Origin of the sequence: Streptomyces sp. NPDC003038 (assembly GCF_040611115.1) — a bacterium.
In the GTDB taxonomy this organism is placed as follows: Bacteria; Actinomycetota; Actinomycetes; order Streptomycetales; family Streptomycetaceae; genus Streptomyces.
Genome location: NZ_JBEXNN010000002.1, coordinates 337,359 through 361,427 on the forward strand (window position 1 = coordinate 337,359; position 24,069 = coordinate 361,427).

Here is a 24,069-nt window from a genome sequence, read left to right on the forward strand (position 1 = left end):
CCCGCTTCCGGACGCCGGCCCGGCGTAGGCTCGACCGCATGAGCTCCCGACACCTCGTGCGCACCTGGGAGATCCTCCCGAGCAGGGGATACTCGACGGCCTGGCTCGACCTCACCGAACGCGGTCTCACCGCGCGAGGGCGGGACATGGGTCTGGTCCCCGAGCCGTACTGGGTGACGTACACGCTCAATACGGCCGACGACTACGTGACCTCGCGCCTGTACGTCACGGTCGAGACCGCAGCGGCGACCAAGACGCTGGATCTGCGCAACGACGCGGGCCGCTGGACGGCCGACGGCGAGTACCGCCCCGACCTCGACGGCGCCCTCGACTGCGACCTGGGCCTGTGTCCTCTGACCAACACCATGCCCGTACTGCGCCACGGCCTGCACCGGCAGCCCGGAACCGACCCGCATCACTTCCTGATGGCGTGGGTCGCGGTCCCCGATCTCGAGGTCAGCGCGATCCGGCAGACGTACACGCATCTCGCCCGCGCCGAGCACGGCGCGCGCATCCGCTACGAGTCCGGCGACTTCCGCAGCGATGTCGAGTTCGACGTCGACGGTCTCGTCCTCGACTATCCGGTCCTGGCGACGGCCCTCACCCGTTCCTCTCCACCGCCGACGCCCGCCTGAGGCCCGGTCAGGGCGTCGCCCGGCGCAAGGAGAGGGCGAAGGCGCAGCTGGTGAGGGTGAGGACGACGATGGGCGGCGGGGGCAGCAACAGGACGGATATCGCCAGGCCGGCCAGTGAGGCGGCCAGGGCGATCCCTCCGAAGGCGGTGCGCCGTTCCACCAGGGTCGGGGAGTGGCGGACGGCGGCGAGGGCGAGGAGGCCACAGACGATGGCGAACAGGGCCATGACCAGGCTCATGCCGTGGAAGACGTCGAGGGTGCTGCGTTCCAGACCCAGCAGGGTCATGCTCGATTCCCGCATCGCCGCCGACGTGGCTCGTTGTCGCGGGGTCGGGTCGCCCAGCGCCATGGCAGCCGCGAGGGCGAGGTGCCCCGTACCCAACAGGACGAAGCCGCCGGCCCCTGCGGTGAAGAGCCGGATCGATGTGGCCGACTGGGGGAGGACGGACGGAGCGGTCGCGCTCACCTTGGCTCCTTGACATTCGGGTTCAGGACGTCCTCTACATGTGTAGAGGACGTGAGGGGCACTCTACACATGTAGAGCCTCGGTGTGTCCATGCCGGCTGCCGTTCTCCTGCGCGAGGGCCGCTCCCCTCGCGCCCTCACCGGCCGGCCCCGGCCTCCAGGGGCGGTACCCGGGGTGCCGTGACCCGTTTCACGCCGATCAGAACGCGGTAGCGTTCCCGGGCGGTGAAGTCGGCCAGGGTCCATACGGCCGGGCGGCCCACCTCCGCACAGAGGTGGAGGACCGTGTCGCTGCCCGTCCACACGCCGACGTGCGCGCCGAAGGGGTCGTGGCGTGCGTTGAAGAGGAGAAGGTCCAGGCTGCGGGGCGCTTCGACGCGGGTGGTGTGCCGTGTGTCGTTCCACAGGTCGCTGGAGCGCAGGGGCGGCAGGAGCAGGCCGAAGCAGTGGAGCACCTCGTAGGCGAACAGCTGGCAGTTGGCTCCGTGGGCGATGCCGGGCCGCCGGGACACGGCCGGTGAACCCGGGTGGCGGGAGCCGTCGTAGGTGACGTCCCACAAGGCGTCCGGCAGTTGCTCGACGAGTGAATCCATGCCCCCATCCTGCCGCGCGGGTGTCTGCTCCCCCGTTCGGTCGGTGGTGCGCGGGTGGGAGGGGGCGCGCGGAGAAGTGAATGCGCCATTTCGGGAGATTTTTCAGGGACCGGCTTGCACGATGGGGCGCCTTTTTCGATGGGGTGGTGTTCATGAGCGCTCGACGCTCGACGGCTGCCGGACGTGGGGGGCAGGCAGGCGCGTTCCGTTCACTTCACTGGAAGGTTCCACGCCGACGTGAATCTTTTCGACATGGCCGCCCTCGTGCTGATAACTGCCACCGCGGTCCGAGTGTTCACCGTTGAAGTGTCCAGGCGGCTGCCGGGCACGGGTGTACGGGTCGGGGCGGCCGGGATCGCGGCCGCCCACCAGCCCCCCACCCGCCCGGTCCGCCACCGTGAGGTGACCGCCTCCCAAGCGGCCGCCACAGAGCAACCGTGGGGAAGTGCATGAGCGAAGGCGAGTTCGACCCTTCAGGAGACCAGGCGGTCTCCAGCGAACTGGCCGGTGTCCTGCCGGTGGAGTTCACTGCTTTCCACTCGCAGCACCACCGCGCCTACTTGCGCTACGCCCACCTGCAACTGGGCTCCCGCAAGGACGCCGAGGACCTCGTCGACGACGTGTTCACCTTCTTGTTGAAGACGTGGCGCCAAGCGTTGAAGGAGGCGAGTCTCCATGGTTTCGCGTGGGCCGTGCTGCGCGAGCACGTCGAGCGCAGGCTTGCGGTCCTGGGCCGGCCGGTGGCGATGGTGGAGACGGCCTGGTTCGCCGCGCTGCGTCGCTCTTCCAGAGAGCGGATGGAGCTGCTGGAGTCCAAACTCGGCCTGTACGCGGCGATCGCGGGCTTGTCCGAGCGGCACTACGACGTGGTGCTGCTGGCCTTCCTGCTGGGCTACGACTACGACACCGTTGCCCGGATGATGGGAATCTCCCCGGCGACGGTCCGTTCGCACGTCCGAGGCGCACGCCGGACCCTGTCTCAAAAACTTGGGGTGCACTGGGCCTGTGGAGAGGAGAAGGACCAGTGAGCGACACGCCCCGCGACCGCGACACCGTGATGGGGGAGGAGTTGGACGCGGCACTGGCGGGAGCGCAGGTGCTGACGGAGGAGTACGCCGGGTACGACGAAGGAGCGGCCCGGCGCCGGATCGCCCGCCGGATCGTGGCCGACCGGGCCCGCTCGGCCTGCGGCACCTTCGGCAGGGGCAACTGGCCGGGCCCGCCGACAGGGTCGTCCGCGTCCGAAGACCTCGTACTGGACGCGGCCTGCCACGTGCGGGCCGCACGTGGCCTGGACGACCTGGCCTGGTCCCTGGTGGAGAGCCGCGCCTTCGCCGAACTGGCCCTGGATGCCGGCTCGTGGCCCCACGGTGTGGACTCCGCCCTGCTGTTCGGCTGCCTCCTGCACCTGGCCGACCGGATGGAGGGCGCACAGTTCTGGTTCCAGTACGCGGCCGGCGCCGGCTCGCGGACGGCTGCCCGCTGTCTGTACCTGCACCACCTCGCCCGCGCCGAAGCCGCCACCGCCCGCCATTGGAAGCGCCAGGCCCAGGCTCTGGCCCCGGAGGATCACCTGCCGCTCCTGCCGCAGGTCCCGGAGGGACTCGAAGAGGCCCTCGGCGCCTCCGTCATCTGGACGACGCCGCCCATCAGTACGCAGGACCTCTCCGCGCTCACCACGGGCCCGGGCCGGGCCGAACGGCCCCCGTACCGGCTCCCCGCTCGGCTGCGGCGGGCCGTGACCGCGCGCCTCTGGCCCGAGGACCAGGACCTGGGAGAGGTCTTCCTCCCCACGTCCAAGGTCGCGGTGGCTGTCGCTCAGTACGCGCGACTCGATCCTTTACTCGTGACGGACGAGGTGAACGCCTGGGCTCTCGAGGCTCTCGGGCAGCCACATCCGACACGCGCCGCCCGGACCTCGCCCGAAGCGCGGCCGGCGCCGGCCGCGCTGAAGTCCGTCCACCGGGCGCTGCGGGTCCTGGAGGTCATCACCCGGTACTCGGGTGGCGTCAGCCTGACCCAGATCGCGCGCGAGACCGAACTGCCGCAGCTGATGCTGGCCAGGGCGACGGAACAGCTGATCCGGGCGGACCTGGCCACCCAGATCGGACCTGACGCCTACGTCGCCGGCGCGGCCCTGTCGCTGACCGAAGCGGTGAACGGGCACGAGCACGGGCGCGGGCATGTGCGGGAGGCCCTCGCCTGGGTGAGGGACGCGGTCGGCGCCGCCGTCTACGTCGCGCGCTACAGCGAGGGGGAGGTCGCCATCACCCAGTACGCCGACGGCCCCGCGGCACCCCTGGTGGAGGAATGGGTGGACTTCCGCGCTGCCGCCCACGCCTCCGCGGTCGGCAAGGCGCTGCTGGCCCAGCTCGATGACGACAGCCGAAAGGACCACCTCTGCCGCCACGGGACCACCGGATTCACCTCGCACACCATCACCAGCCCCCAGGCCCTGTTCCACCAGCTCGACGCACGCGAACCCAACGCCCCCGTGCTCGATTTGCAGGAGTACGCGCTGGGCACGGTGTGCGCGGCGGTCCCGATCACCTCGGGCCCGAACGCCGAGTGCCTGGCCCTGTCCATTCCGGCTCCCGACCCGCACCGATTGAGGCAGGCCGCCCGGATCCTGCAGAGCGAGGCCGCCGCCGTCCTGCTGGCACTCGTGGTCGCCGGCGGCAGCGCGAGCGCACAACGAACGGATGAAGCGGCCGAAGCCGGCGAAGCACAGCAGGGCAACACCCCGCAGGCCGGCGAGGGGGGACCCGGGGCCGGCATCCTGGCCCCGACGGCCTAGAACCGGTCTGGAACCGGTCACCGGGAGGGGCCCGCCGACACGCCGTGGCGGGCCCCTTCCCCTTCGCCCCTTCAAAGTGAACCGGGCCGGGGAGGCCCGGCGTATGTCGTCATCGAGGGCGAATTCACGGCTCGCACATGACCCCATCACCTGGACGACGGCCCGGCGTCGTCCGACCGCCGCAGGCTCCGTGACGGACATGACGGACCATCAACCCTCCCCGACCTCAAGGAAGTCCCCCGTGAGAAAGCACCGCTCCCCGCGAGTGGTGGCGGCAGCCACCCTGGGTACCGCGCTGATCGCCCTCCTCGCGCCTCCCGCACAGGCAGGGGCAGCCGATCTGCCCACCGTGAGCCCCGTCGCGGAAACCGCCGCCCATTACGACGACGCGGCAGGCGGCCACGCGAACGGCGACGACCCCGCGATCTGGCGCAATGCGAACGATCCCGGCCGCAGCCTGGTCGTCGCGACCGCCAAGGAAGGCGGACTACGGGTCTACGACCTGGAGGCCCGGCCGGTGCAGTCGATCCCCGCACCGGCCCCTGCCGCGCCGGACGACGCGCCGGGACGTTTCAACAACGTCGACCTCCTCTCCGGCCTGCGCCTCTCGTCCGGCCCGGCCGACGTGGCCGTGGTGAGTGACCGTGGTCACGACCGGCTGCGGATCTACCGCATCGACCCGTCGCGCCCCGGAGCTCCGCTGACCGATGTCACCGATCCTGCCGCCGCCCCCGTGTTCTCCGCGAACCAGGACGAGATCAACGAGCAGCAGACGGCCTATGGCCTGGCCACCTGGAAGGACAAGGCCACCGGCCGCTCGTACGCCCTGGTCAGCCAGCGGAACCGGACCCGGATCGCGCTGCTCGAACTGAGGCCGACCGGCGCCGGCACCGTGGGCTACCGGACGGTGCGCACGCTCGACCTCCCGTCCGCCTTCCGCCTCCCCAGCGGTGCACGCTGGACTCCCTGTGGGGAGCCGGGTGAGCTGCCGCAGGTCGAGGGCATGGTCGTCGACCCGGCCAACGGCACGCTGTACGCCGGCCAGGAGGACGTCGGGATCTGGCGGATGCGCGCCGACCTCACCAGCACTCCGGTTCTGGTGGACAAGGTGAGGGAGTACGGCGTACCCGGCGTCTACGACGAGCAGAGCGAGGAGTGCACGCCCGGCGCCGACCCCGGATACGGCGGCAGGCGGCTCACCGCCGATGTCGAGGGCCTGACCCTGTTCCAGGAACCCGACGGTGACGGTTACCTGATGGCCTCCAGTCAGGGTGACGACACGTTCGCCCTGTACGACCGCGAGATCGAGGAGCACAACGAGTACGAGGGCGGTTTCCGGGTCGGAGCGGTCACCGCCGCGCTCGACGGTGTGGAGGAGTGCGACGGCGCTGCTGTGCTCAATGCCCCGCTGGGCTCCCGGTACCCGCGCGGTCTGCTCGTCGTCCAGGACGGTCACGACACGCCTGCCGTACCGGACGGCGAGGGCGGTACCCGGGAGGCGACCGGTTTCAAATTCATCGACCTCGGTGCCGTGGTGGACGCCGCTGGCATGTGACGCGGGAGCGCGCCCCCGAGCGGTACCCGCTGCGTCTCAGGGGCCGGTGCCGGACCGTGACCAGCAGGCCGTCCCGGCGCCGGCTGCCCAGCGGGGGTGCGTCCGGTTACCCCTCTCGTGCAGGATGCGGGGATGGATTTCGCAGAGCTGGAACCACGGGCCCGCACGCTGGCCGCCGCGGGCGGTCGACGGCTGCTGGGGATCACCGGTCCGCCCGGCGCCGGGAAGTCCACCCTGGCCGCGCGCCTCGCCGAGGCGCTCGGGCCGGGACTGGCGGCCGTCGTGCCGATGGACGGGTTCCATCTCGCCCAGGCCGAGCTCGTACGTCTCGGCCGGGCCGGCCGAAAGGGCGCACCGGACACCTTCGACGCGGCCGGGTACGTGGCGCTGCTGCGCCGCTTGCGGAAGGCCGACGAAAGCGTGGTCTACGCCCCGGACTTCCACCGCTCGCTGGAGGAGCCGGTCGCCGGCAGCGTTCCGGTCGGCTCGGGCGTTCCGCTGGTGATCACCGAAGGGAACTACCTGCTGTACGAGGCGGGGGAGTGGGCCGCGGTGCGGCATCTCCTCGACGAGGTCTGGTATGTGGCGCCCGATGACGCGACCCGGGTACGGCGGCTGGTCGACCGCCATGTGCGCCACGGCAAGGAACGGGCGTACGCGGCCCAATGGGTGGCTCGTTCGGACGAGGCGAACGCCCGGCTGATCGCGCCGGGGCGGGAGCGGGCCGACCTGGTGGTGGAGTGAGTCCACCACGGCGGCCGGTGGGCCCTGCCACCCCGGGTCCCGGGCTGCCGACGGGCCCCGGCTGCCGGGCCCGGGCTGCCGGCCGGCCGGCTCACCGGAAGCGTCCCGGGACAGGGCGGAAGCGTCCCGGGACAGGGCCGTGTGCTGGGAATCAGGCGGCGCCCGCCCGTTCGCTCCGGCGGCTGCCGGTCATGCTCAGTCCTCCCTCAGCACCCTCACGCTCCCGACTTCGGTATCGACCGCGTCCGGCACGACCATGCCCGCCTCCACGCCGGAGCGCAGATACCGCAGGACGTCCGTGGTCAGGCGTTCACCGGGCAGCGCCACGGGGATGCCCGGCGGATAGGGAGTGAGCATCTCGGCGGTGATCCGGCCGTCCGCCTTCTCCCAGGGAACCTGCTCCGTCCGGCCGAAGAAGGCGTCTCGCGGCAGCACCGCCTGGCGCAGCCGCAGTTCGGCGGGGGCCGGGACGTCGGCCACCTGCCGCGTACGAACCTCCCGGGCGCGGTCGGCCAGGTCCGCCAGGGCGGATACCAGGAGCCCGGTGGTGTGCTCGTCATCGGCGTGGGTGAGCTGCGCGCTGATGCGCCGGTGGTCGGAAAGATGCAGGTTGATGCGGTGCTGATCCCGTAGCCAGTCGGCCGCCTTGTATCCCGTCGTCCCGAGATCGGTGATGTCGATGATCACCTGGAGGGGGTCCATGTCCTCAGCCCTTCCGGGCCCGCAGAAGTCGTCCCTGCCCTGCACCCGCATTCCGTCGATGGCGGCGATGCGGCCCCTGGTGCGATCGGCGAGAGCCAGGGCGTCGTCGTAGAGCGAGCGGCCGTGTTCCACCATCTGCCGCCGCCAGCCGTCGAGGGCCGCGTAGATGAGGACCGAGGGGCTGGTGGTTCCCAGCAGGTCCTCCCGGCTCTTCAGAACCTCCGCCTTGACCAGGTCCCCCTGGAGGTGGAACACCGAGCTCTGCTCCAGTCCGGAGCCCATCTTGTGCACGGAAGTGACGCAGACGTCGGCGCCCGCGTCCATCGCCCAGGTGGGCAGGGCGTCGTGGAAGGGCAGATGGGCACCCCAGGCCTCGTCCACGATCAGCGGCTTCCCGCGCTGGTGACACACCTCGGCTATCCCCGCCAGGTCGGAACAGGTGCCGTACGGCGTGGGAGTCGTGACCAGCGCTCCCCGAGCGTCGGGATGCTCGTCGAACGCTGCCGCGAAGTCCTCGGGAGAGGGCGGATGGGCCAGATGACGCTCCGCATCCCACTGGGGGTCCACCCAGACGGGACGGATCCCGGAGAGGACCAGGCCCGACACCACGGACTTGTGCGCATCGCGACCCACGAGGAGTTCCTCATGGGGTCCCGCGACGGACAGCATGGCCGACTTCACCGACAGGGAGCTGCCGCAGGTGGAGAAGAAGGCGTGCTCGGCCCCGACCGCGTCGGCCATCAGGGCCTGGGCCTCCTCCACGACACCCTGGGACGACGTCCGGTCGTCGAGGCCGCTCGTGGCCAGCAGGTCGGAGAGGAACACGGACTTCCCGAGCACGGCCAGGACTCTCGGATCGACGCCCCTGGCCTGTTTGTGGCCCGGGGGCGTGAAAGGGGTCTGGCCGCTCTCGTGGTAGGCGGCCAAAGCTTCGAGTACCGGTGCCTTCGACTGGTCCATGCGATCCGCCTGCCCGGGGAGGCCAGACGGAAACAGACACGTCAGCGCGGTGGCCCGGCGCCGGCGGGAGCGGGCCGGCAGCTCGGGACCGAGCCGGACGCCGGACTCAAGAACACACTCCGGCGCTGATAGAGCCGGCCACCGCCGGGGTAGCCGAGGCGGCATGGAAACCACACCACTGCGCGCTGTCGCACTCGTCTGCACCCTGTCCCCGTCCCCCGCTCCCTCCAGCTCCCACCTCCTCGCCGAGCAGACTCTGGCCGAGCTGAGCGAACACGGCGTGACAGGGAAGATCGTACGGATCGCCGATCACGACGTACGGCCGGGCGTGAAGACGGACATGGGAGCCGGCGACGCGTGGCCCGGGATCCGCGAGAAGATCATGGCTGCCGACATCCTGATCCTGTCGACCCCGATCTGGCTCGGTCACCCCTCCAGCATCGCCCAGCGCGTGCTGGAGCGCCTCGACGCCGAGATTTCCGAGACGGACGACGAGGGCCGCATGCTGACCTACGGGAAGGCGGCGGCCGTATGCGTGGTCGGCAACGAGGACGGTGCGCACAAGGTCAGCGCCGACCTCTTCCAGGGCCTCAACGACGTCGGGTTCTCCCTCGCCCCGAACGCGGTCACCTACTGGGTCGGCGAAGCCATGCAGGGCACCGACTACCAGGACCTCGACAAGACCCCGGACGCCACGGCGAGCACCACCAAGACGCTCGCCGCGAACACGGCGCACCTGGCCCGCCTCCTGAAATCCGCGTCCTACCCGGCCGGTTGATCCACGTACCGCCGCGGAATTCCGAGTGCGCGGCGGTCCGTTGGAGCCGAAGGGGCGGCCGAAGCCGGTTGCGTTGGCTTCGGCCGCCCCTTCGGCGGTTCCCGCCGACGCGGCGGTCCGGCCGGGCGCCGTCGATGCCCCGGCGCCGTCGGCGTGCGGTCCAGCGGCACCGGGCGTGCGAAGACGGGTTACGGCAGCTTCGCGAAGGGGGACAGGAACGCGCGGGCGCCGGGGGTGTCCAGGCGGTACGAGACGTTCGTGGCGTAGCACGGCCCGTCACCCGTGACGGTGGTGGCGACGAGGGTCCGCTTTCCGCCCAGGGTGGCGAAGTTCGGGCCGCCCGAGTCGCCGTAGCAGGCCCCGCCGTTGCCCTGGGGCGCGGTCATGGCCAGGCGCACCCAGGCGTTGTTGAGGGCGTTGAAGGTGACGGGGGCCTTCATGCGGACGCCGCCGCCGGGGTGGGTGTGGCCGCCGGGGCCACGTGCGGCCTCCTGGGTTCCGTACCCCGCGACGAAGAACGGGGTGTCGTCCAGGCCTTGCGCGCCCAGGGCGTCGAGTGCTCCCGCCCCGGGGAGAGCGGCCGGGGTGAAGGTCCAGCGAGCCTTGATCTGGGGGGCAGGCAGCTCGATGACGGATATGTCGTGATTGTCGGAGGCTGGGCCCGGGTAGCCGGGGTGGTTGTGGGCGGTGCCTTCCACGGCGACGGCCTTCGCCACGGCCGTGGGGTCGCCGGGGTGTTCGGCGGCCGCCTTGTCGAGGCCGGCCTGGACGTCCTGGTCGAGGGAGACGTAGAACTTCACGTTGGCCGGCCAGTCGGTGGTGCAGTGCGCGGCGGTCAGGAAGGTGTCCGTGTCGATCATGGTGCCCGAGCAGACCCAGTCGACCCGGTCGGGGGTGGCGGGGTTGCCGTCGTCGTCCCAGGTGGCGACGAGGGCGCCCACCTCGGTGCGCTCCGGGGCGGGGGACGCGTTGTACGAGTTGATCGCTGAGGACGGCAGGGCCGCGCCGAGGACGAGGGCGCAGGCCGCGGCGGTGACGGCACTCAGGCGTACGGGTACGGCAGTCAAGGGAAACCCTTCGATGTCGTGGGGCGTGGGGCTCTCCTGTGGGGTGATCGACAGTGAAGCGCGCGTCGGGCCGTGCGGCAAGAGTGGCGGGATTCTTTGGCTGTTGCTTGACCGATTTCCTGCGAAGGAAGGGGATTTGGAAAGGATTTGCGGTGCGGTGCGGTGTCGGTGCGCACGCCGAAGCGAACGCACTGCTGGCGGCCCTGGACGAGGAGTCGGAGCCCGCCTGACGCAGGATGCGGCGGGCGCGGCCGCTCGCGAAGCGCCGGTGGATTTGTGGTGGCCGAGTAGGGCCAGGACGACGACGTTCTCGCCTGGCGATGGGCACAAGCTGTGAACCAGTGGGAGCGCTCCCACTATGGGGATCGGGCGGCTGGCGGTCAAGGTGCTTGAAGAGTCGAAGAAATTCGAAAGGGATTCTCGACCACGCCTCTTTTGCTTGACGTCACTTGCCGCTACGGTCGGCTCCAACCAGTGGGAGCGGTTCCATTTCAGTCGGCGCGCCGCAGTGCGCGCCCGAACTGCAAGGAGTCGCTCATGCGACACCCCCCGCGTTTCCGATTACCAGCCCCACGGCGCGCCCGACCCTTCGCCGGATTACTCGCCGGACTGGTCGCCGTGGTGGCGGGAACAGCGCTCACGGCAGTGAGCGGTACGGTCACTCCGGTCCTGTCCACGGCCTCGTCCGCCGCCCCCGCATGCACGGTGGAGTACTCCGTCGTAAGCCAGTGGGCCGGCGGTTTCCAGGGGTCCGTCACCCTCACCAACAACGCTGCCGCCCTGAACGGCTGGCGTCTCGCCTTCGGCTTCCCGGGCGGCCAGCAGGTGACCCAGGGCTGGGGCGCCAAGTGGTCCCAGTCAGGGGCGTCCGTCACGGCGGCGAACGAGAGTTGGAACGGTTCTCTCGCCACGGGTGCGAGCGTCACCGCCGGGTTCCTCGCCTCCTTCTCGGGTACCGGCCCGACGCCGCCCACCGCGTTCACGCTCAACGGAACCCTGTGCGCCGCGAACCCACCCGGTCCCACCGACCCACCCGGTCCCACCGACCCACCCGGCCCGACCGACCCACCCGGTCCGACCGACCCGCCCGGCGGCGCGCCCGAGCTGAGCGTCACCGGCAACCGCCTGACCGACCAGAACGGCGCCACCCGCCGGATGCTCGGCGTCAACCGCTCCGGCGGCGAGTACATGTGCGTCCAGGGCCACGGCATCTTCGACGGGCCGGTCGACGACGCGTCCGTGAAGGCCATCGCGGAATGGAACGCCAACGCCGTACGCATCCCGCTCAACGAGGAGTGCTGGCTGGGCCTGAGCAACATCAGGCCCGAGTACCGGGGCGCGAACTACGTCAACGCGGTCAAGGACCTCGTGCGCCGGGTCGAGGCGCAGGGCATGACGCCGATCGTCGAACTGCACTGGACCTGGGGCCAGTACACCGGCAACTCCGCCGGCTGCTCCGACATCCATGCCTCCTGCCAGAAGCCGATGCCCAACGCCCGGTACACCCCGGCGTTCTGGACTTCGGTGGCGGACACCTTCAAGGGCGATCGGCGTGTCGTCTTCGACCTCTTCAACGAGCCCTACCCGGACCGCGCCACGCCCACCGCCGCCCAGGCGTGGACCTGCTGGCGCGACGGCGGGACCTGCCCCGGCATCGGTTATGAAGTCGCCGGCATGAAGGACCTGCTGGGTGCGGTACGGGCGACCGGCGCGACCAATCTCGTATTGGTCCCGGGGATCGCGTACTCGAACGACCTGAGCCAGTGGCTCACGTACGCGCCCACCGACCCGGCGGGCAATCTGGCCGCCGCCTGGCATGTCTACAACTTCAACACCTGCTCCAACGAAGCCTGTTGGGACTCCACGCTCGCGCCGGTCGCCGCCCGGGTCCCGCTCGTCGCGGGTGAGATCGGCGAGAACACCTGCGCCCACGCGTTCATCGACCGCGTCATGAAGTGGTTCGACGACCGAGGCCTCTCCTATCTCGGCTGGACCTGGAACACCTGGGACTGCTCCTCCGGTCCGGCCCTGATCAGGAGCTACGACGGAACACCCACCGCATTCGGCATCGGGCTGCGCGACCATCTGCGCGCCCTCGACTGAGAGGCACACGGCATCATGAGCCACACCACCACCGCACGCCCCCGGCCTCCCCGGCGCCGCACCGCACTGCTCGCCGCCTGCACCCTGATCGCGGCGGCCGGCGCCACCGCCACCGCACTGAGCAGCACGGCCGGGGCCGCCGCCCCCGGATGCACCGTCGACTACAAGGTCACCAACCAGTGGAACGCCGGCTTCGGCGCCAACGTCACCGTCACCAACACCGGTGACCCGGTGAGCGCGTGGACGCTGGAGTGGTCCTACGCCGGAGACCAGAAGATCACCCAGGGCTGGAACGCCACGGTCACCCAGGCCGGGGCGGCCGTCACCGCCAGGAACGTCTCGTACAACGGCAGCCTCGCCACCGGCGCGTCCGCGTCCTTCGGCTTCAACGCCTCGTACAGCGGCACCAATGCCGTCCCCGCGACGTTCAAGCTGAACGGGGTCACCTGCAACGCCGGCCCCGGCGGTCCCACGGACCCGCCCGGTCCGACCGACCCGCCGACGGATCCCCCGGCCGGCAGCCGGGTCGACAACCCGTACGCAGGGGCCAAGGTCTATGTGAACCCGGAGTGGTCGGCGAAGGCCGCGGCCGAGCCCGGCGGCAGCAGAATCGCCAACCAGCCGACCGCCGTCTGGCTGGACCGTACCGCCGCCATCGCGGGCGTCGGGGGCGGCATGGGCCTGCGCGCCCACTTGGACGAGGCCCTGAAGCAGAAGGGCAGCGGCGAACTCGCGGTCCAGCTGGTGATCTACAACCTGCCCGGCCGGGACTGCGCGGCGCTCGCCTCCAACGGCGAACTCGGCCCCACGGAGATCGACAAGTACCGGACGACGTACATCGACCCGATCGCCGCGATCCTCGGCGACCCCAAGTACGCGGGCCTGCGGATCGTCACCACGGTCGAGATCGACTCGCTGCCGAACCTGGTCACCAACACCACACCCCGCCCGACCGCCACGCCGAACTGCGACGTCATGAAGGCCAACGGCAACTACATCAAGGGCGTCGGATACGCGCTGAACAAGCTCGGCGCGGTCGGCAATGTGTACAACTACGTGGACGCCGGCCACCACGGCTGGCTGGGCTGGGACGACAACTTCGGTCCGTCCGCCGAACTCTTCAAGCAGGCGGCGACCGCAGAGGGCTCCACGATCGGCAAGGTGCACGGCTTCATCGTCAACACCGCCAACTACAGCGCGCTGAAGGAGAACAACTTCACCATCGACGACAGCGTCAACGGCGTCTCCGTACGCCAGTCGAAGTGGGTGGACTGGAACCGGTACACCGATGAGCTGTCGTACGCCCAGGCCATGCGGGCCAAACTCGTCTCGATCGGCTTCGACCCCGGCCTCGGCATGTTGATCGACACCTCCCGCAACGGCTGGGGCGGTACGGCCCGCCCGGCGGGCCCCGGCGCCCGCACGACCGTAGACACCTTCGTCGACGGGGGCCGCTACGACCGGCGCATCCATCTCGGCAACTGGTGCAACCAGGCCGGCGCGGGCCTCGGCGAACGGCCGAAGGCGGCTCCCGCCGCGGGCATCGACGCGTACGTGTGGGTCAAGCCGCCGGGCGAATCGGACGGGGCGAGCCGGCAGATCCCGAACGACGAGGGCAAGGGCTTCGACCGGATGTGCGACCCGACCTACACGGGCAACCCGCGGAACAACAACCACATGTCCGGCGCACTGCCGAACGCGCCCCTGTCGGGCAAGTGGTTCTCCGCCCAGTTCCAGGAACTGATGAAGAACGCCCATCCGGCCCTGTGATCTGACCGAGTGACCAGGGACCGAGTGACCGAGAATCAGGTGACCGAGGACCAGGTGACCGAGTGACCGGGCGCCGAGTCCCTGCCCGCCGCAGCCGGCCGCGGGCAGGGGCTCGGCGCTTCCCCGCGCCCGCAGGGCATTCAGTACGAGTTGCGCCGCCGCAACCTCAGCGGTCGGCCGTCCGGGTCGACGAGAAGGCGGTACAGGGGCATGGAGAGCGTCTTCACCACCGGTGACAGGTTCGGCGGGCGGTACGTGCGAAGGCGCCCGGGCGGCCGCGGACCCTGTCGGCCGTTCTCGTGCCAGGAGTCCAGCGCTGCCGCGCTCGCGGCGAAGAGGTCGAAGGCGCTCACCGGGTCGCAGAGCGGGTCGGGGGCGTCGGGGTCGTGCGGGGCGTGCGGGTCCTCCCGGTCGAGGTGCTCGCGCGAGAGGCTCAGCCGCAGCTCCCTCGCGAAGCGGCGCGCCATGTCTCCGCGACCGCCGGGATCCCTCGGCTCGCGCGGGTCGGAAGCCTCGTCCAGCACGGCGCAGTTGAGTTCCGAGTCATGGGTCCAGGAGCGGAGGTTGATGTTGTCGGAGCCGGCCGAGACCCACACGTCGTCGATCACGCACACCTTGGCGTGGACGTACACCGGGGTGCCGGCGTGGTTCTCCAGCCCGTACACCGCCACCCGGTCCCCGCCCGCGCGGCGTAGCGTGTCGAGCGCCGTGATCCGACCCACCAGGTTCATCGGCAGCGTGATCCGGCCGTCCTGCTCGGGGAAGGAGGGGATGACCGCGATCAGACGCAGCGCGGGGTTCGCGGCCAGCGCTCGGGCGAAGCAGTCCACGACGTGCGGAGACCACAGGTACTGGTCCTCCAGATAGATGAGCACCCGAGCCCGCCGCAAAGCCTTGAGGTAGCTGCGCGCGATGCTCCGCTCGCCGTCGGGAGCGAAGGCGTAGCCGCGCAGGAGGCGGTTCGGGTAGGTGCGCAGGACCTGGACGGTGTGCGTACCGCGGGGCTCCGGATCCGGCATCTGGGGCGGCAGGGGGTCCGCGTGCGTGTCCTCCCGGTGCAAGAATTCCCGCAGGCGGGTCACCGGACTGCGGCTGAGCGGCGACGGGTCGTCCCAGCGCTCGCGGAAGCCGGCCTCGATGTCGCCGACGGCCGGTCCGCGGATCGCGAGCTGGACGTCGTGCCACGCCGGACGCGCTCCGTAGGCGTCGGCGAGGCGCAACGACTGCGGGTCGCCGCGGTGCGAGGCGTCGTCCTTGCGGCTGTAGCACAGATCGATGCCGCCGACGTACGCGACGTCGCGCTCGGGCCGGCCGGGATGCCGCAGCACGACGAGCTTCTGGTGGTGGGACCCCCCGGGGCGCACCCGCATGTCGAGCAGACACTCGCCGCCCGCCGCTTCGATCTCCTCACCGAGGTGGAGGTTCTCCTCCTCGCTGAACTGGAAGCGGTCCAGGTGGGAGCGCCAGATCAGCCCTTTGACGATCACGCCGCGCTCGGCCGCCTCGGACAGGAGCGTGCCGATCTCAGTGCCCTCACCGTCGAGACGTTCCTGCGGGTCACCACGCCAGTCGGTGAACAGCAGCAGGTCACCTGCCCGCTGGGAGCGGATCGCGGCGAGCAGTTCCCGGAAGTACGTCCTGCCATGGATCAAGGCCCGCACGTCGTTGCCCCGCGACCAGGCCACACCGCCCGGGTGGCGGCTGTCCAGGCGCGTTGCGGTATTGCCGCGTTCGGCGGAGACGAGCAGCCAGTCGGAGAGATTCACGGCACGGTCCTTCCCGCGATGCGTCTACCCGGCTCGCGCCGCCTCATCCGGGCCGGAGAGGGCCAGGAAGGGGCACGCCCTGTCGTATGGCGACACCGGCGCCGCCCGCGTCCACCCGGTTCACCGACCGTCCGCGCCCACGAGCACGCGTGAGCACTCCGGGTGATCCACCGGGCGTAGCCGCCCCGCCACATGCGGTGAACGCGTGCGCCGTGCGGCGCGCCGCACGGCGGAGGAAGCCGACGCAGGCCCGTTCTGGAGAGGCGTGCATGGGTTTTTCGGTTGGGGGAAGGCGCCCAGTGGGCGTCGCACACCGCTGCGGTGGCGGGTGCCGCGTCGAGCAGGACGGGGCACCTCCGCCGCCACAAGCCAGGGTGAGTGACGCGGGCAGTGGCCCGTATCCGCACCAAGGAGATCAGATCAGATGGCTACCGGCACAGTGAAGTGGTTCAACGCTGAGAAGGGCTTCGGCTTCATCTCACAGGACAGCGGCGGCCCGGACGTGTTCGTCCACTACTCGGCCATCGCCGCCACCGGGTTCCGTGAACTCAACGAGGGTCAGCAGGTCCAGTTCGAGGTCGTCCAGGGTCCCAAGGGGCCGCAGGCGGAGAACGTCACCCCCGCCTGACCCCGCCCGACCGCTGCGCTCCGCAGGCCGCACCGCCCCGAGGTGCCGGCAGGCGAAGTGCGGCGGCCGTTTCCGTGGGGAGGACTGTCGGCCTCGCACCGCAACGGAGGTGAACATGCCAGGGCGGGAAGAACTTCCCTCGACGCTGGAGCGCTCGCCCGAGGAGGCGCAGCGTACGTGGATCAAGGCCCATGATTCGGCCGTGGAGCAGTACGGGGAGGGGGAGCGGGCCCATCGGGTCGCCTTCAGCGCGCTCAAACACAAGTATGAGAAGGTCGCCGACCACTGGGAGCGTAAGGAGCACGGCCGCAAGGGCCCCTCGGACCCGCGCGCCGCAACGCCGCGGGACAAGCCCGCCCGTAGTGGCGAAGGCGTCGACGAGAATGCGACCAAGCAGCACCTGTACGAGCTGGCCCAGCGCCTGGAGATCAGCGGCCGGTCGAAAATGAGCAGGCCCGAGCTGCTGGAAGCGATCCGCAAGGAGAACCGCTCCCGGACACGCGAAGCCCGTTCCCGATAGCACCGCTGCGGCCGTGCGTCTCGCTTACGAAACGGTCACGCGCCGCCACGCGCCGAACAGCAGAATCGTTGGGCCAGCATGCAGGAGACAACGTTCGCCCCGCAGGCTCCCACCCGGTACACGCTTCCCGCGCCGCACCGGCCCTTGAGCGACACACCGATCTACGACGCCTTGGAACGCGAGTGGCGCCGGGAAGGCCGGACCCTGCCCCGGCAGACGGCCCCGACCGGGTGGGAGGGAGCCTACGACCGCGGCGAGGACCGCTTCCATCGGGGCTGATCTGCCGCACGCGCGCACGTGCGCGCGCCGCTCGCCCTCCGCCTCCCGCCGAAGCGGAACGGTTCGCCACGCGGCCCGCACGCACGGGCCCGAGCTCCGCCGGTGGGTGCAGCCGCGCGCCAGACGCCCTGGCCGGGGCGGCAGGTACCGTATGGCACGTAGCTCACCAGGCCGTACGGAAGGAAGAAGGATGAGGCTTGTCCCAGCCCTCTGACGCCGTGAGAGCGCCGACCATGGCGGATGTCGCGCGAGTGGCGGGCGTGTCGCACCAAACCGTGTCGCGTGTGCTCAGCAACCACCCCAACGTGCGGGAAACCACTCGTGCGCAGGTCAACCAAGCCATCGCGCAGCTGGGTTACCGCCGCAACTCGGCGGCCCGTGCCCTGGTCACCCGTCGTACCCACACGCTGGGCGTCATCGCCGTCAACACCACCCTCCACGGGCCGGCGAGCATCCTTTCCGGAGTCCAGGAAGCAGCCCGGGACCAGGGTTATCTCGTCTCGACCGTCACGCTCCGCACCGCTACGCGAGCCGCGCTCACCCAGGCCATGGACCACCTCGGAGCGTGGGGAGTCGAAGGCGTCATAGCCATCACCTCGCAGCGCGAGGCGGGGCAGGCTCTCGCGAGCATGCGGACCGCCTTCCCCGTGGTCACGGTGGAAGGCGGACGGAACCTCGATCTGCCCGGCGTCTCCCTGGACCAGAGGCTCGGAGCCCGCATGGTGACGGAGCATCTGCTCGCCACGGGACACCGCACCGTATGGCACGTCGCCGGCCCCCGGGACTGGCTGGAGAGCGAAGCACGCATCGCGGGATGGGAGAGCGTACTGCGGGAGGCGGGAGCCGAGGTTCCCGCGGTCCTGCAGGGGGATTGGAGCCCTCTGTCCGGCTACCACGCGGGCCAGCGACTCGCGGGCCACGCCGCGGCCCTCCCCAAGGGCGAAGCGGCCCGCCTGACGGCGGTATTCGTGGCGAACGACCAAATGGCACTCGGTGTGCTCCGAGCGCTGCGCGAAGCGGGCATCCAGACGCCCGCCGACGTGGCGGTGGCCGGGTTCGACGATATTCCGGAGGCTGCGTTCTTCCCTCCGCCCCTCACCACCGTCCGGCAGGACTTCGCCGCGATCGGCCGCAGCAGTATCGCCCTCCTGCTGGAGCACATCGAGGGCCGAACGACCGACGCCACCCACATCACCGTCCAACCGGAGCTCATCGTTCGCGCAAGCACCGCTCGGCAGCCGGGTTCGTCGTCGCCTCAGTGACGTCGCTGGCCAAGGACACAGAACTCGTTACCTTCGGGGTCTGCCAAGACAACCCAAGGTTGATCACCCTGGCCAATATCAACACGCCGTGCACCATGAGCCACAAGACGAGTCACCTCGGCGTCCTGATCATCGGGCCTCAAGTCGAGATGCAGTCGGTTCTTCACCGTCTTGCTTCCCTCAACCCTGCCGAAGAGCAACCCGGGCAGGCGATCCGGCTCCGGGCGGATCTCGAACTCCTCAGCAGAGGAGTCGACCACAACCCAACCAAGAGCCGCAGCCCACCACTGCCCCAAAGCCACCGGATCTACCAAGTCAACAACTACCTGCTCCCATTCCAAGGTCATCCGCCGAGCTTAAACCTGCCAGGGCTTCAGCGACAGGCACTGAACTTGTCGTTTAACCACCGGCAACCGCGTCCTGTGAGCACGCGTATGTCGTCAACTGGGAGCAACAGCGCCTTCGTTCAGCAGACAGCGCCGTCCACCCGTACTCAATGCTTCCTGAAGTGCTCGATCAGACGCGAGTAGCTGTCATTGGCATGGCCGTCTTCCACGGCCTTGTTCACGAGGCCGAGGGTGTAGCCGGGGAATCCGACGTCGATGTTCCGCGCCCCGCTCTCGCGGACCAGGTCCTCGACCGAGGGCCGGTGGTGCTGGAGCGCTCCGTATTGCGTCACGTACTCACCACGGTCGACCTCGTCGGCGATCACCGGGAAGGACGCCAGTAGTGCCGCAACAGACGGGCCGGCGTCGTCCAGGAACCGCTTCACCTCGATGCCCTCGCTGGACAGCAGAGCGGCCGCGTGTAGGAATCCGTTGAGCGTGCCCCACATAGTGCCGTGCACGGCCATTCCGTACAGGGCCGGCACGCCAGCGTCGGCCGAGATCAGCGTTCCCCGGCCACCGATGAGCTGGAGCGTTGGACGAAAGTGGTTGAACACGGTGTCGGAACCGCCATAGAAAATCACCGTCTCCGCTCCCCCGATGCCCGGAGCGATCGTCATGATCTGCCCATGGAGATACTGCGCGCCCTGGTCCCTGACCCACTCGGCCACGGCCCTGGCCTCTGCGGATGTCCCATCCGTGAGGTTGAGCACGGAGCGGCCGGAAAGCGCGTCGCGCGACGATTCCAGAATCGCGCGGGCCGTCGCGTTGCCCTTCACACTGACCACTACAAGAGGACTGGCGGCAACGGCGTCGCGGACAGTTGCGGACCGCTCAGCCCCCCTAGCGACCAGAGGGTCGGCCTTCTCCGGCGTACGGTTCCACACCGTGGTCGGGTGCCCGCCATCCAGGAATGTGCCGGCGAGTGCGAAGCCCATCTCGCCCAAACCGATCACGGTCACGGCCAGCTGGGCATCGGTTCGTTTTGAGGCAGTGTTCATCAAAGTCGCTCTCTCCCCGGTTGCAGTGGTCCAGCCCATCCAGGGCCGCCACTGGTGCTGCGCGAAACGTCACGCTAGAACCTGAACCGAAGTTGAGGTCAAGGGGGATCTCAGGCCGTGCGCTCACCGGCGGGGGCTTGATTGGTCCGGCGTCGAACGGGGCTCGAACTTGATCGGCGTTTTCGCAGTTCAGCGGACACGTAGGCGGCCTTCGTCTGATCCTGTGCACCGTCACAGAGGCATGGGAACAACACGAAGGCCGTGGTCGTGAGTTTGGTGCATCAGAGCGTCCTGCCGGATGCGTTCGCGGAAGTGTCACACTTCCGGTCGGAGCTGTACGCGTGCATGACCGCGCGGGGCGACGCGTTGTTCGAGTTATGCGACGCGCTGTTGTGCACGGACGGGCCGGTACGCACGCTGGTCGATCTCGCGCTCGCGCCCGAACACCGCCGCGGCCACGGAGCTCTGTACGGCGGGCTCAACCGAGGCAAGATCGATGTTGCCCGACTGCGTCGCGCCCTGTCCGGGATGCCGCTGCCGAGGGCGGCGGACGGCCGGCTGGTGCTGGCGGTAGATGTCTCGCCGTGGCTGCGGCCGGACGCCAACACCTGTGCTGACCGGGCCTTTTGCCACACATTCGGCCGGGGTGAAGGCAAGCACCAGATGGTGCCCGGCTGGCCGTACTCGGTGGTGGCCGCGCTGGAGACCGGCCGCACCTCCTAGACGGCGGTGCTGGACGCCGTCCGCCTGGAGCCCGGCGCCGATGTCGCCGCGGTGACCACCGTCCAGATCCGCGAAGTGGTCGAGCGGCTGGTCGCCGCCGGCCAGTGGAAGCCGGGTGACCCGGAAGTCCTGGTCGTGCTGGACGCCGGATACGACGCCCCGCGCATCGCCCACCTGCTGTCCGGACTACCCGTCGAGATCCTCGGCCGACTCCGATCCGACCGCGTGATGCGACGGCCGACACCACTACGGGTCTACGACCCCAAGGGAGGCCGGCCACCCAAGCACGGCGGCGAGTTCGTCTTCGGCGACCCCGACACCTGGGGCACCGAGCAGGCCGTGACGACCACGGAGACCCGACTCTATGGGAAGGCGACTGCCCAGGCGTGGGACCGGCTGCACCGCAGGTTGACCCGCCGGGCGGCCTGGCTTGACCACGACGGGCCGCTGCCCATCATCGCGGGCACCGTCGTCCGGCTGGTCGTGGAGAAGCTGCCCAGTGGCGGGGTCAACAAGCCGGTATGGCTGTGGTGGTCGGGCACCGGCGCCACCCCCGACGACGTGGACCGCTGCTGGCAGTCGTTCCTGCGTCGCTTCGACGTGGAGCACACGTTCCGCCTGTTCAAGCAGACGCTCGGCTGGACCAAGCCCCGGCTTCGCAGCGCGGAAGCGGCCGACCGGTGGACCTGGCTGGTGATCGCCGCCTATGCCCAGCTCCGACTCGCCCGACCGCTGGCCACGGACCTGCGGCGCCCCTGGGAGAAGCCGGCCGCGCCGAACAAACTGACACCAGCCCGCGTCCGCAGAGGGTTCAGACCTGCATGCGAAGACCGGTTCCCCAGCCGGTGCACCGAAACCGTCCCGGCCCGGGCCCGGTCGGCCACTTGGTTCGAAGAACCGCCGCCCGACCACCTGTCATGACGTGGGCAGAGTCCTTGCCACCGGGGAGGCGTTCAGCCGTCCCGCCCACCACAAGGGGGCACGAAACCGCGTCGAACTGGATAAATGACAAGCTGAATCCTTCGCGTACTGCCGCCGTCGCGCGCTCGGCCTCGGCGGACCGTCACGGGCCCGGGCGGGCCGTGCTGGCGCGGACGATGAGCTGCGGAGCCACGGTCAGGTGAGTGTCCCGCACCGGGCATCCCTCGATGCTGTCGATCAGCAGTCCTATGCTGGCGCGACCGATCGCGACGAAGTCCTGCCGGACCGTGGTGAGCGGCGGCGGGAAGAACTCCGCTTCGGGGATGTCGTCGAAGCCGGCGACCGCCACGTCCGCCGGGGTGCGCAGGCCGGTCTCGCCCAGCGCGCGCAGCACGCCCAGCGCCATCTGGTCGTTGGCGACGAACACGGCGCTGAGTTCCGGGTCCGGGCCGCTGTGCCTGCCCGCTCTGCCGGCCAACTGCTGCCCGATACGGAATCCGGAGAGGGGGCTCCAGTCCCCCACGAGGACAGGGGGGACGGGCACGCCCGCGTCTTCGAGTGCGGCCCGCCAGCCCGCGGTGCGTGCCTCGGCCTCCAGCCAGTCCTGGGGGCCGGCGACATGCCACACCGTCTTGTGACCGGCGGCCAGCAGGTGCTCCGTCACGAGCCGGGCTCCCAGGTGCTGATCGAGGGCCACCCCGGGGAAGGCCAGGTGGTGCCCGCCCTCGACCGTGACCACGGGGAAGGGGGTGGACAGTTCGATCAGCGCCTCCACGGCCTGCCGCTGGGAGGTGATCACCACGACACCTTCCACGCCCCACTCGCCCAGATGAGCGATGGCCCGCGTGAGTGCTTCTTCGTCGATGGTGCGCAGGCTGACGGCGGACACCAGGTACCCCTGTTCGCGCGCTGCCTCCTCCAGCCCGCAGAGCGTACTGGCCGGCCCGTAGAAGGCGGTGTTGACGGCGATGACGCCGAGGGTGCGCGTGCGGCGGCTGGCGAGGGCGCGGGCCGCGGAGTTGCGGCGGTAACCCAGCTCGCCTATGGCCCGTTGCACCTCGGCCCGCGTCGTCTCCCGCACGTTGGGGTGGCCGCTCAGGACGCGGGACACGGTCTGGTGCGATACGCCCGCCACCCGGGCGACGTCCGCCATCGTCGGGGGCCGGTCCACAGCGGACTGACGCACGGGCATCTCCTGCGGATAGGCAAAGGGGGGGGGCACACGCTGGTGAGGGGGACCACGGTGCATGAGAGCCGGCCAGGCACCACTCATGTTAGCGCGATCATTTTGCCTCGCCGCTGGCTAGTAAAGAATCCATAACGTGCGGCAAGAGCCTTGAATGTGAGGAGTGTTAGCGCTCACACTGCTCCAGCGGTCGTCGCCACCGCACGAAGCACGAGAGGAACCGCACATGCCCAAGAAGGTTGTCCCCACCGTCGCCGCCGGACTTCTTGCCACGTCCCTGCTGACCGCCTGCTCCGCCGGCTCCACCGACTCCGCCGGCGGGGCCGACGGCCCTCTGGTCCTCGGCTTCGCCCAGGTCGGCGCGGAGAGCGGCTGGCGCACCGCCAACACCAAGTCGGTGCAGGACGCGGCCAAGGCGGCCCAGGTCACCCTGAAGTTCTCCGATGCGCAGCAGAAGCAGGAGAACCAGATCAAGGCCATCCGTTCCTTCATTCAGCAGAAGGTCGACGTCATCGCCTTCTCGCCGGTGGTCGAGTCCGGCTGGGACACCGTGCTGAAGGAGGCCAAGAACGCCAAGATCCCGGTCATCCTGACCGACCGCGCCGTCGACTCGAAGGACACCTCTCTCTACACCACCTTCCTCGGCTCCGACTTCGTCGAGGAGGGAAGGAAGGCCGGTGACTGGCTGGCCAAGGAGTACAACGGCAAGAGCGAGACGGTGAACATCGTCGAACTTCAGGGAACCACCGGCTCCGCCCCCGCCAACGACCGCAAGGCGGGCTTCGCGGATGTCATCAAGGGCGATCCGAAGTTCAAGGTCGTGGCCTCGCAGACCGGCGACTTCACCCGCGCCAAGGGCAAGGAAGTGATGCAGGCCTTCCTGAAGTCGCAGCCCGACATCGACGTCCTGTACGCGCACAACGACGACATGGCGCTCGGCGCGATCCAGGCCATCGAGGAGGCCGGCAAGAAGCCCGGCACCGATATCAAGATCATCTCGGTGGACGGCATCAAGGACGCCTTCCAGGCCATGGCCGACGGCAAGATCAACGTCGTCGTCGAATGCAACCCCATGCTCGGCGACCAGCTGATGGAGCTCGCCAAGAAGGTCTCCCAGGGCGAGTCCGTCCCGCCCCGACTGAAGGTCACCGAGGGAGTGTTCACCCAGGACCAGGCCGCGGCCGCCCTCCCCAGCCGTACGTACTGATCACCGCGAGCGCCCGCCGCG

Annotated in this window: 20 protein-coding genes and 2 pseudogenes; 14 read left to right on the top strand and 8 right to left on the bottom strand. The window is 70.0% G+C overall.

All coding sequences use genetic code 11. The features are described 5' to 3' along the window. The first annotated feature begins 38 nt into the window (after window positions 1-38). A complete protein-coding gene (locus ABZX75_RS04255; protein WP_355407620.1) occupies window positions 39-635 on the top strand; it encodes a putative glycolipid-binding domain-containing protein in 597 nt (198 codons plus the stop codon). Window positions 636-642: 7 nt separating this feature from the next. Here the strand turns inward: ABZX75_RS04255 and ABZX75_RS04260 are convergent, their stop codons facing one another. Further along, on the bottom strand, window positions 643-1,101 hold the full coding sequence (locus ABZX75_RS04260; RefSeq protein ID WP_355407622.1) for a hypothetical protein: 459 nt from the start codon (window positions 1,099-1,101) through the stop codon (window positions 643-645). 136 nt (window positions 1,102-1,237) lie between these two features. Beyond that, window positions 1,238-1,693, bottom strand: coding sequence for a hydrolase (locus ABZX75_RS04265; RefSeq protein ID WP_355407624.1), 456 nt, complete (start codon window positions 1,691-1,693; stop codon window positions 1,238-1,240). 449 nt (window positions 1,694-2,142) lie between these two features. On the opposite strand from ABZX75_RS04265, the gene ABZX75_RS04270 reads away from it, so the two are divergent. The 4 genes and pseudogenes from ABZX75_RS04270 (at window position 2,143) to ABZX75_RS04285 (ending at window position 6,789) form a co-directional block, all read left to right on the top strand. Next, window positions 2,143-2,721 carry a sigma-70 family RNA polymerase sigma factor gene (locus ABZX75_RS04270; protein ID WP_355407626.1) on the top strand — a complete coding sequence of 193 codons (579 nt, stop codon included), beginning with the start codon at window positions 2,143-2,145 and terminating at the stop codon, window positions 2,719-2,721. A 920-nt stretch (window positions 2,722-3,641) separates the two neighbouring features. Then, window positions 3,642-4,364, top strand: a pseudogene (locus ABZX75_RS04275) (IclR family transcriptional regulator C-terminal domain-containing protein); the annotation flags it as partial. 367 nt (window positions 4,365-4,731) lie between these two features. Then, window positions 4,732-6,045, top strand: a complete 1,314-nt coding sequence (locus ABZX75_RS04280) for a phytase (RefSeq protein WP_355407628.1) — start codon at window positions 4,732-4,734, stop codon at window positions 6,043-6,045. Window positions 6,046-6,177: 132 nt separating this feature from the next. After that, window positions 6,178-6,789, top strand: a complete 612-nt coding sequence (locus ABZX75_RS04285) for a nucleoside/nucleotide kinase family protein (protein ID WP_355407630.1) — start codon at window positions 6,178-6,180, stop codon at window positions 6,787-6,789. A 195-nt stretch (window positions 6,790-6,984) separates the two neighbouring features. Here the strand turns inward: ABZX75_RS04285 and ABZX75_RS04290 are convergent, their stop codons facing one another. After that, on the bottom strand, window positions 6,985-8,451 hold the full coding sequence (locus tag ABZX75_RS04290) for an ornithine decarboxylase (RefSeq protein WP_355407632.1): 1,467 nt from the start codon (window positions 8,449-8,451) through the stop codon (window positions 6,985-6,987). A 163-nt stretch (window positions 8,452-8,614) separates the two neighbouring features. On the opposite strand from ABZX75_RS04290, the gene ABZX75_RS04295 reads away from it, so the two are divergent. Further along, window positions 8,615-9,229 carry an NAD(P)H-dependent oxidoreductase gene (locus ABZX75_RS04295; RefSeq protein ID WP_355407634.1) on the top strand — a complete coding sequence of 205 codons (615 nt, stop codon included), beginning with the start codon at window positions 8,615-8,617 and terminating at the stop codon, window positions 9,227-9,229. Between the two features lie 188 nt (window positions 9,230-9,417). Here the strand turns inward: ABZX75_RS04295 and ABZX75_RS04300 are convergent, their stop codons facing one another. Next, a complete protein-coding gene (locus tag ABZX75_RS04300; RefSeq protein ID WP_355407636.1) occupies window positions 9,418-10,296 on the bottom strand; it encodes a trypsin-like serine protease in 879 nt (292 codons plus the stop codon). A 537-nt stretch (window positions 10,297-10,833) separates the two neighbouring features. Between ABZX75_RS04300 and ABZX75_RS04305 the strand changes: the two genes are divergently transcribed. Then, window positions 10,834-12,399 carry a cellulase family glycosylhydrolase gene (locus ABZX75_RS04305; protein ID WP_355407638.1) on the top strand — a complete coding sequence of 522 codons (1,566 nt, stop codon included), beginning with the start codon at window positions 10,834-10,836 and terminating at the stop codon, window positions 12,397-12,399. Between the two features lie 15 nt (window positions 12,400-12,414). Beyond that, window positions 12,415-14,169: a glycoside hydrolase family 6 protein gene (locus tag ABZX75_RS04310; protein ID WP_355407640.1), complete on the top strand. Its 1,755-nt coding sequence runs from the start codon at window positions 12,415-12,417 to the stop codon at window positions 14,167-14,169. 140 nt (window positions 14,170-14,309) lie between these two features. Here the strand turns inward: ABZX75_RS04310 and ABZX75_RS04315 are convergent, their stop codons facing one another. Then, a complete protein-coding gene (locus ABZX75_RS04315; RefSeq protein ID WP_355407642.1) occupies window positions 14,310-15,935 on the bottom strand; it encodes a phospholipase D family protein in 1,626 nt (541 codons plus the stop codon). Window positions 15,936-16,359: 424 nt separating this feature from the next. On the opposite strand from ABZX75_RS04315, the gene ABZX75_RS04320 reads away from it, so the two are divergent. From ABZX75_RS04320 to ABZX75_RS04335, 4 genes are all read left to right on the top strand, one after another. Further along, window positions 16,360-16,563 (top strand): cold-shock protein, encoded by a 204-nt coding sequence (locus ABZX75_RS04320; RefSeq protein ID WP_355407644.1) that lies wholly within the window; start codon window positions 16,360-16,362, stop codon window positions 16,561-16,563. A gap of 115 nt (window positions 16,564-16,678) precedes the next feature. Beyond that, the gene (locus ABZX75_RS04325) at window positions 16,679-17,083 is read left to right on the top strand and encodes a ChaB family protein (RefSeq protein WP_355407646.1); all 405 of its coding nucleotides are present in this window, start codon (window positions 16,679-16,681) and stop codon (window positions 17,081-17,083) included. 78 nt (window positions 17,084-17,161) lie between these two features. Beyond that, a complete protein-coding gene (locus ABZX75_RS04330) occupies window positions 17,162-17,362 on the top strand; it encodes a hypothetical protein (RefSeq protein WP_355407648.1) in 201 nt (66 codons plus the stop codon). A gap of 197 nt (window positions 17,363-17,559) precedes the next feature. After that, a complete protein-coding gene (locus tag ABZX75_RS04335; protein ID WP_355407650.1) occupies window positions 17,560-18,624 on the top strand; it encodes a LacI family DNA-binding transcriptional regulator in 1,065 nt (354 codons plus the stop codon). Here ABZX75_RS04335 and ABZX75_RS04340 read toward each other — a convergent pair. Beyond that, window positions 18,618-18,971 (bottom strand): VOC family protein, encoded by a 354-nt coding sequence (locus ABZX75_RS04340; RefSeq protein WP_355407652.1) that lies wholly within the window; start codon window positions 18,969-18,971, stop codon window positions 18,618-18,620. The two genes, ABZX75_RS04335 and ABZX75_RS04340, sit on opposite strands and share 7 nt — an antisense overlap. A gap of 146 nt (window positions 18,972-19,117) precedes the next feature. Next, complete coding sequence (locus ABZX75_RS04345; RefSeq protein ID WP_355407654.1) at window positions 19,118-20,011, bottom strand: NAD(P)-binding domain-containing protein; 894 nt, start codon at window positions 20,009-20,011, stop codon at window positions 19,118-19,120. A gap of 345 nt (window positions 20,012-20,356) precedes the next feature. Here ABZX75_RS04345 and ABZX75_RS04350 point away from each other — a divergent pair. After that, window positions 20,357-21,743: pseudogene (locus tag ABZX75_RS04350) on the top strand (NF041680 family putative transposase). 54 nt (window positions 21,744-21,797) lie between these two features. On the opposite strand, the gene ABZX75_RS04355 reads toward ABZX75_RS04350, so the two are convergent. Further along, entirely contained in the window at window positions 21,798-22,847 is a 1,050-nt protein-coding gene (locus ABZX75_RS04355; protein WP_355407656.1) for a LacI family DNA-binding transcriptional regulator, read from the bottom strand. A 220-nt stretch (window positions 22,848-23,067) separates the two neighbouring features. Here ABZX75_RS04355 and ABZX75_RS04360 point away from each other — a divergent pair, with 220 nt between their 5' ends. Then, window positions 23,068-24,048: an ABC transporter substrate-binding protein gene (locus ABZX75_RS04360; RefSeq protein WP_355407658.1), complete on the top strand. Its 981-nt coding sequence runs from the start codon at window positions 23,068-23,070 to the stop codon at window positions 24,046-24,048. Window positions 24,049-24,069 lie beyond the last annotated feature (21 nt).

Excerpts from the sequence above, each read along its gene's own strand:
- ABZX75_RS04330 (WP_355407648.1), top strand. The coding sequence starts at position 17,162 with ATGCAGGAGACAACGTTCGCCCCGCAGGCTCCCACCCGGTACACGCTT.
- ABZX75_RS04270 (WP_355407626.1), top strand. The coding sequence starts at position 2,143 with ATGAGCGAAGGCGAGTTCGACCCTTCAGGAGACCAGGCGGTCTCCAGC.
- ABZX75_RS04310 (WP_355407640.1), top strand. The coding sequence starts at position 12,415 with ATGAGCCACACCACCACCGCACGCCCCCGGCCTCCCCGGCGCCGCACC.
- ABZX75_RS04295 (WP_355407634.1), top strand. The coding sequence starts at position 8,615 with ATGGAAACCACACCACTGCGCGCTGTCGCACTCGTCTGCACCCTGTCC.
- ABZX75_RS04355 (WP_355407656.1), bottom strand. The coding sequence starts at position 22,847 with ATGCCCGTGCGTCAGTCCGCTGTGGACCGGCCCCCGACGATGGCGGAC.
- ABZX75_RS04340 (WP_355407652.1), bottom strand. The coding sequence starts at position 18,971 with ATGACCTTGGAATGGGAGCAGGTAGTTGTTGACTTGGTAGATCCGGTG.
- ABZX75_RS04255 (WP_355407620.1), top strand. The coding sequence starts at position 39 with ATGAGCTCCCGACACCTCGTGCGCACCTGGGAGATCCTCCCGAGCAGG.
- ABZX75_RS04345 (WP_355407654.1), bottom strand. The coding sequence starts at position 20,011 with ATGAACACTGCCTCAAAACGAACCGATGCCCAGCTGGCCGTGACCGTG.
- ABZX75_RS04360 (WP_355407658.1), top strand. The coding sequence starts at position 23,068 with ATGCCCAAGAAGGTTGTCCCCACCGTCGCCGCCGGACTTCTTGCCACG.
- ABZX75_RS04320 (WP_355407644.1), top strand. The coding sequence starts at position 16,360 with ATGGCTACCGGCACAGTGAAGTGGTTCAACGCTGAGAAGGGCTTCGGC.
- ABZX75_RS04285 (WP_355407630.1), top strand. The coding sequence starts at position 6,178 with ATGGATTTCGCAGAGCTGGAACCACGGGCCCGCACGCTGGCCGCCGCG.
- ABZX75_RS04305 (WP_355407638.1), top strand. The coding sequence starts at position 10,834 with ATGCGACACCCCCCGCGTTTCCGATTACCAGCCCCACGGCGCGCCCGA.
- ABZX75_RS04325 (WP_355407646.1), top strand. The coding sequence starts at position 16,679 with ATGCCAGGGCGGGAAGAACTTCCCTCGACGCTGGAGCGCTCGCCCGAG.
- ABZX75_RS04265 (WP_355407624.1), bottom strand. The coding sequence starts at position 1,693 with ATGGATTCACTCGTCGAGCAACTGCCGGACGCCTTGTGGGACGTCACC.
- ABZX75_RS04290 (WP_355407632.1), bottom strand. The coding sequence starts at position 8,451 with ATGGACCAGTCGAAGGCACCGGTACTCGAAGCTTTGGCCGCCTACCAC.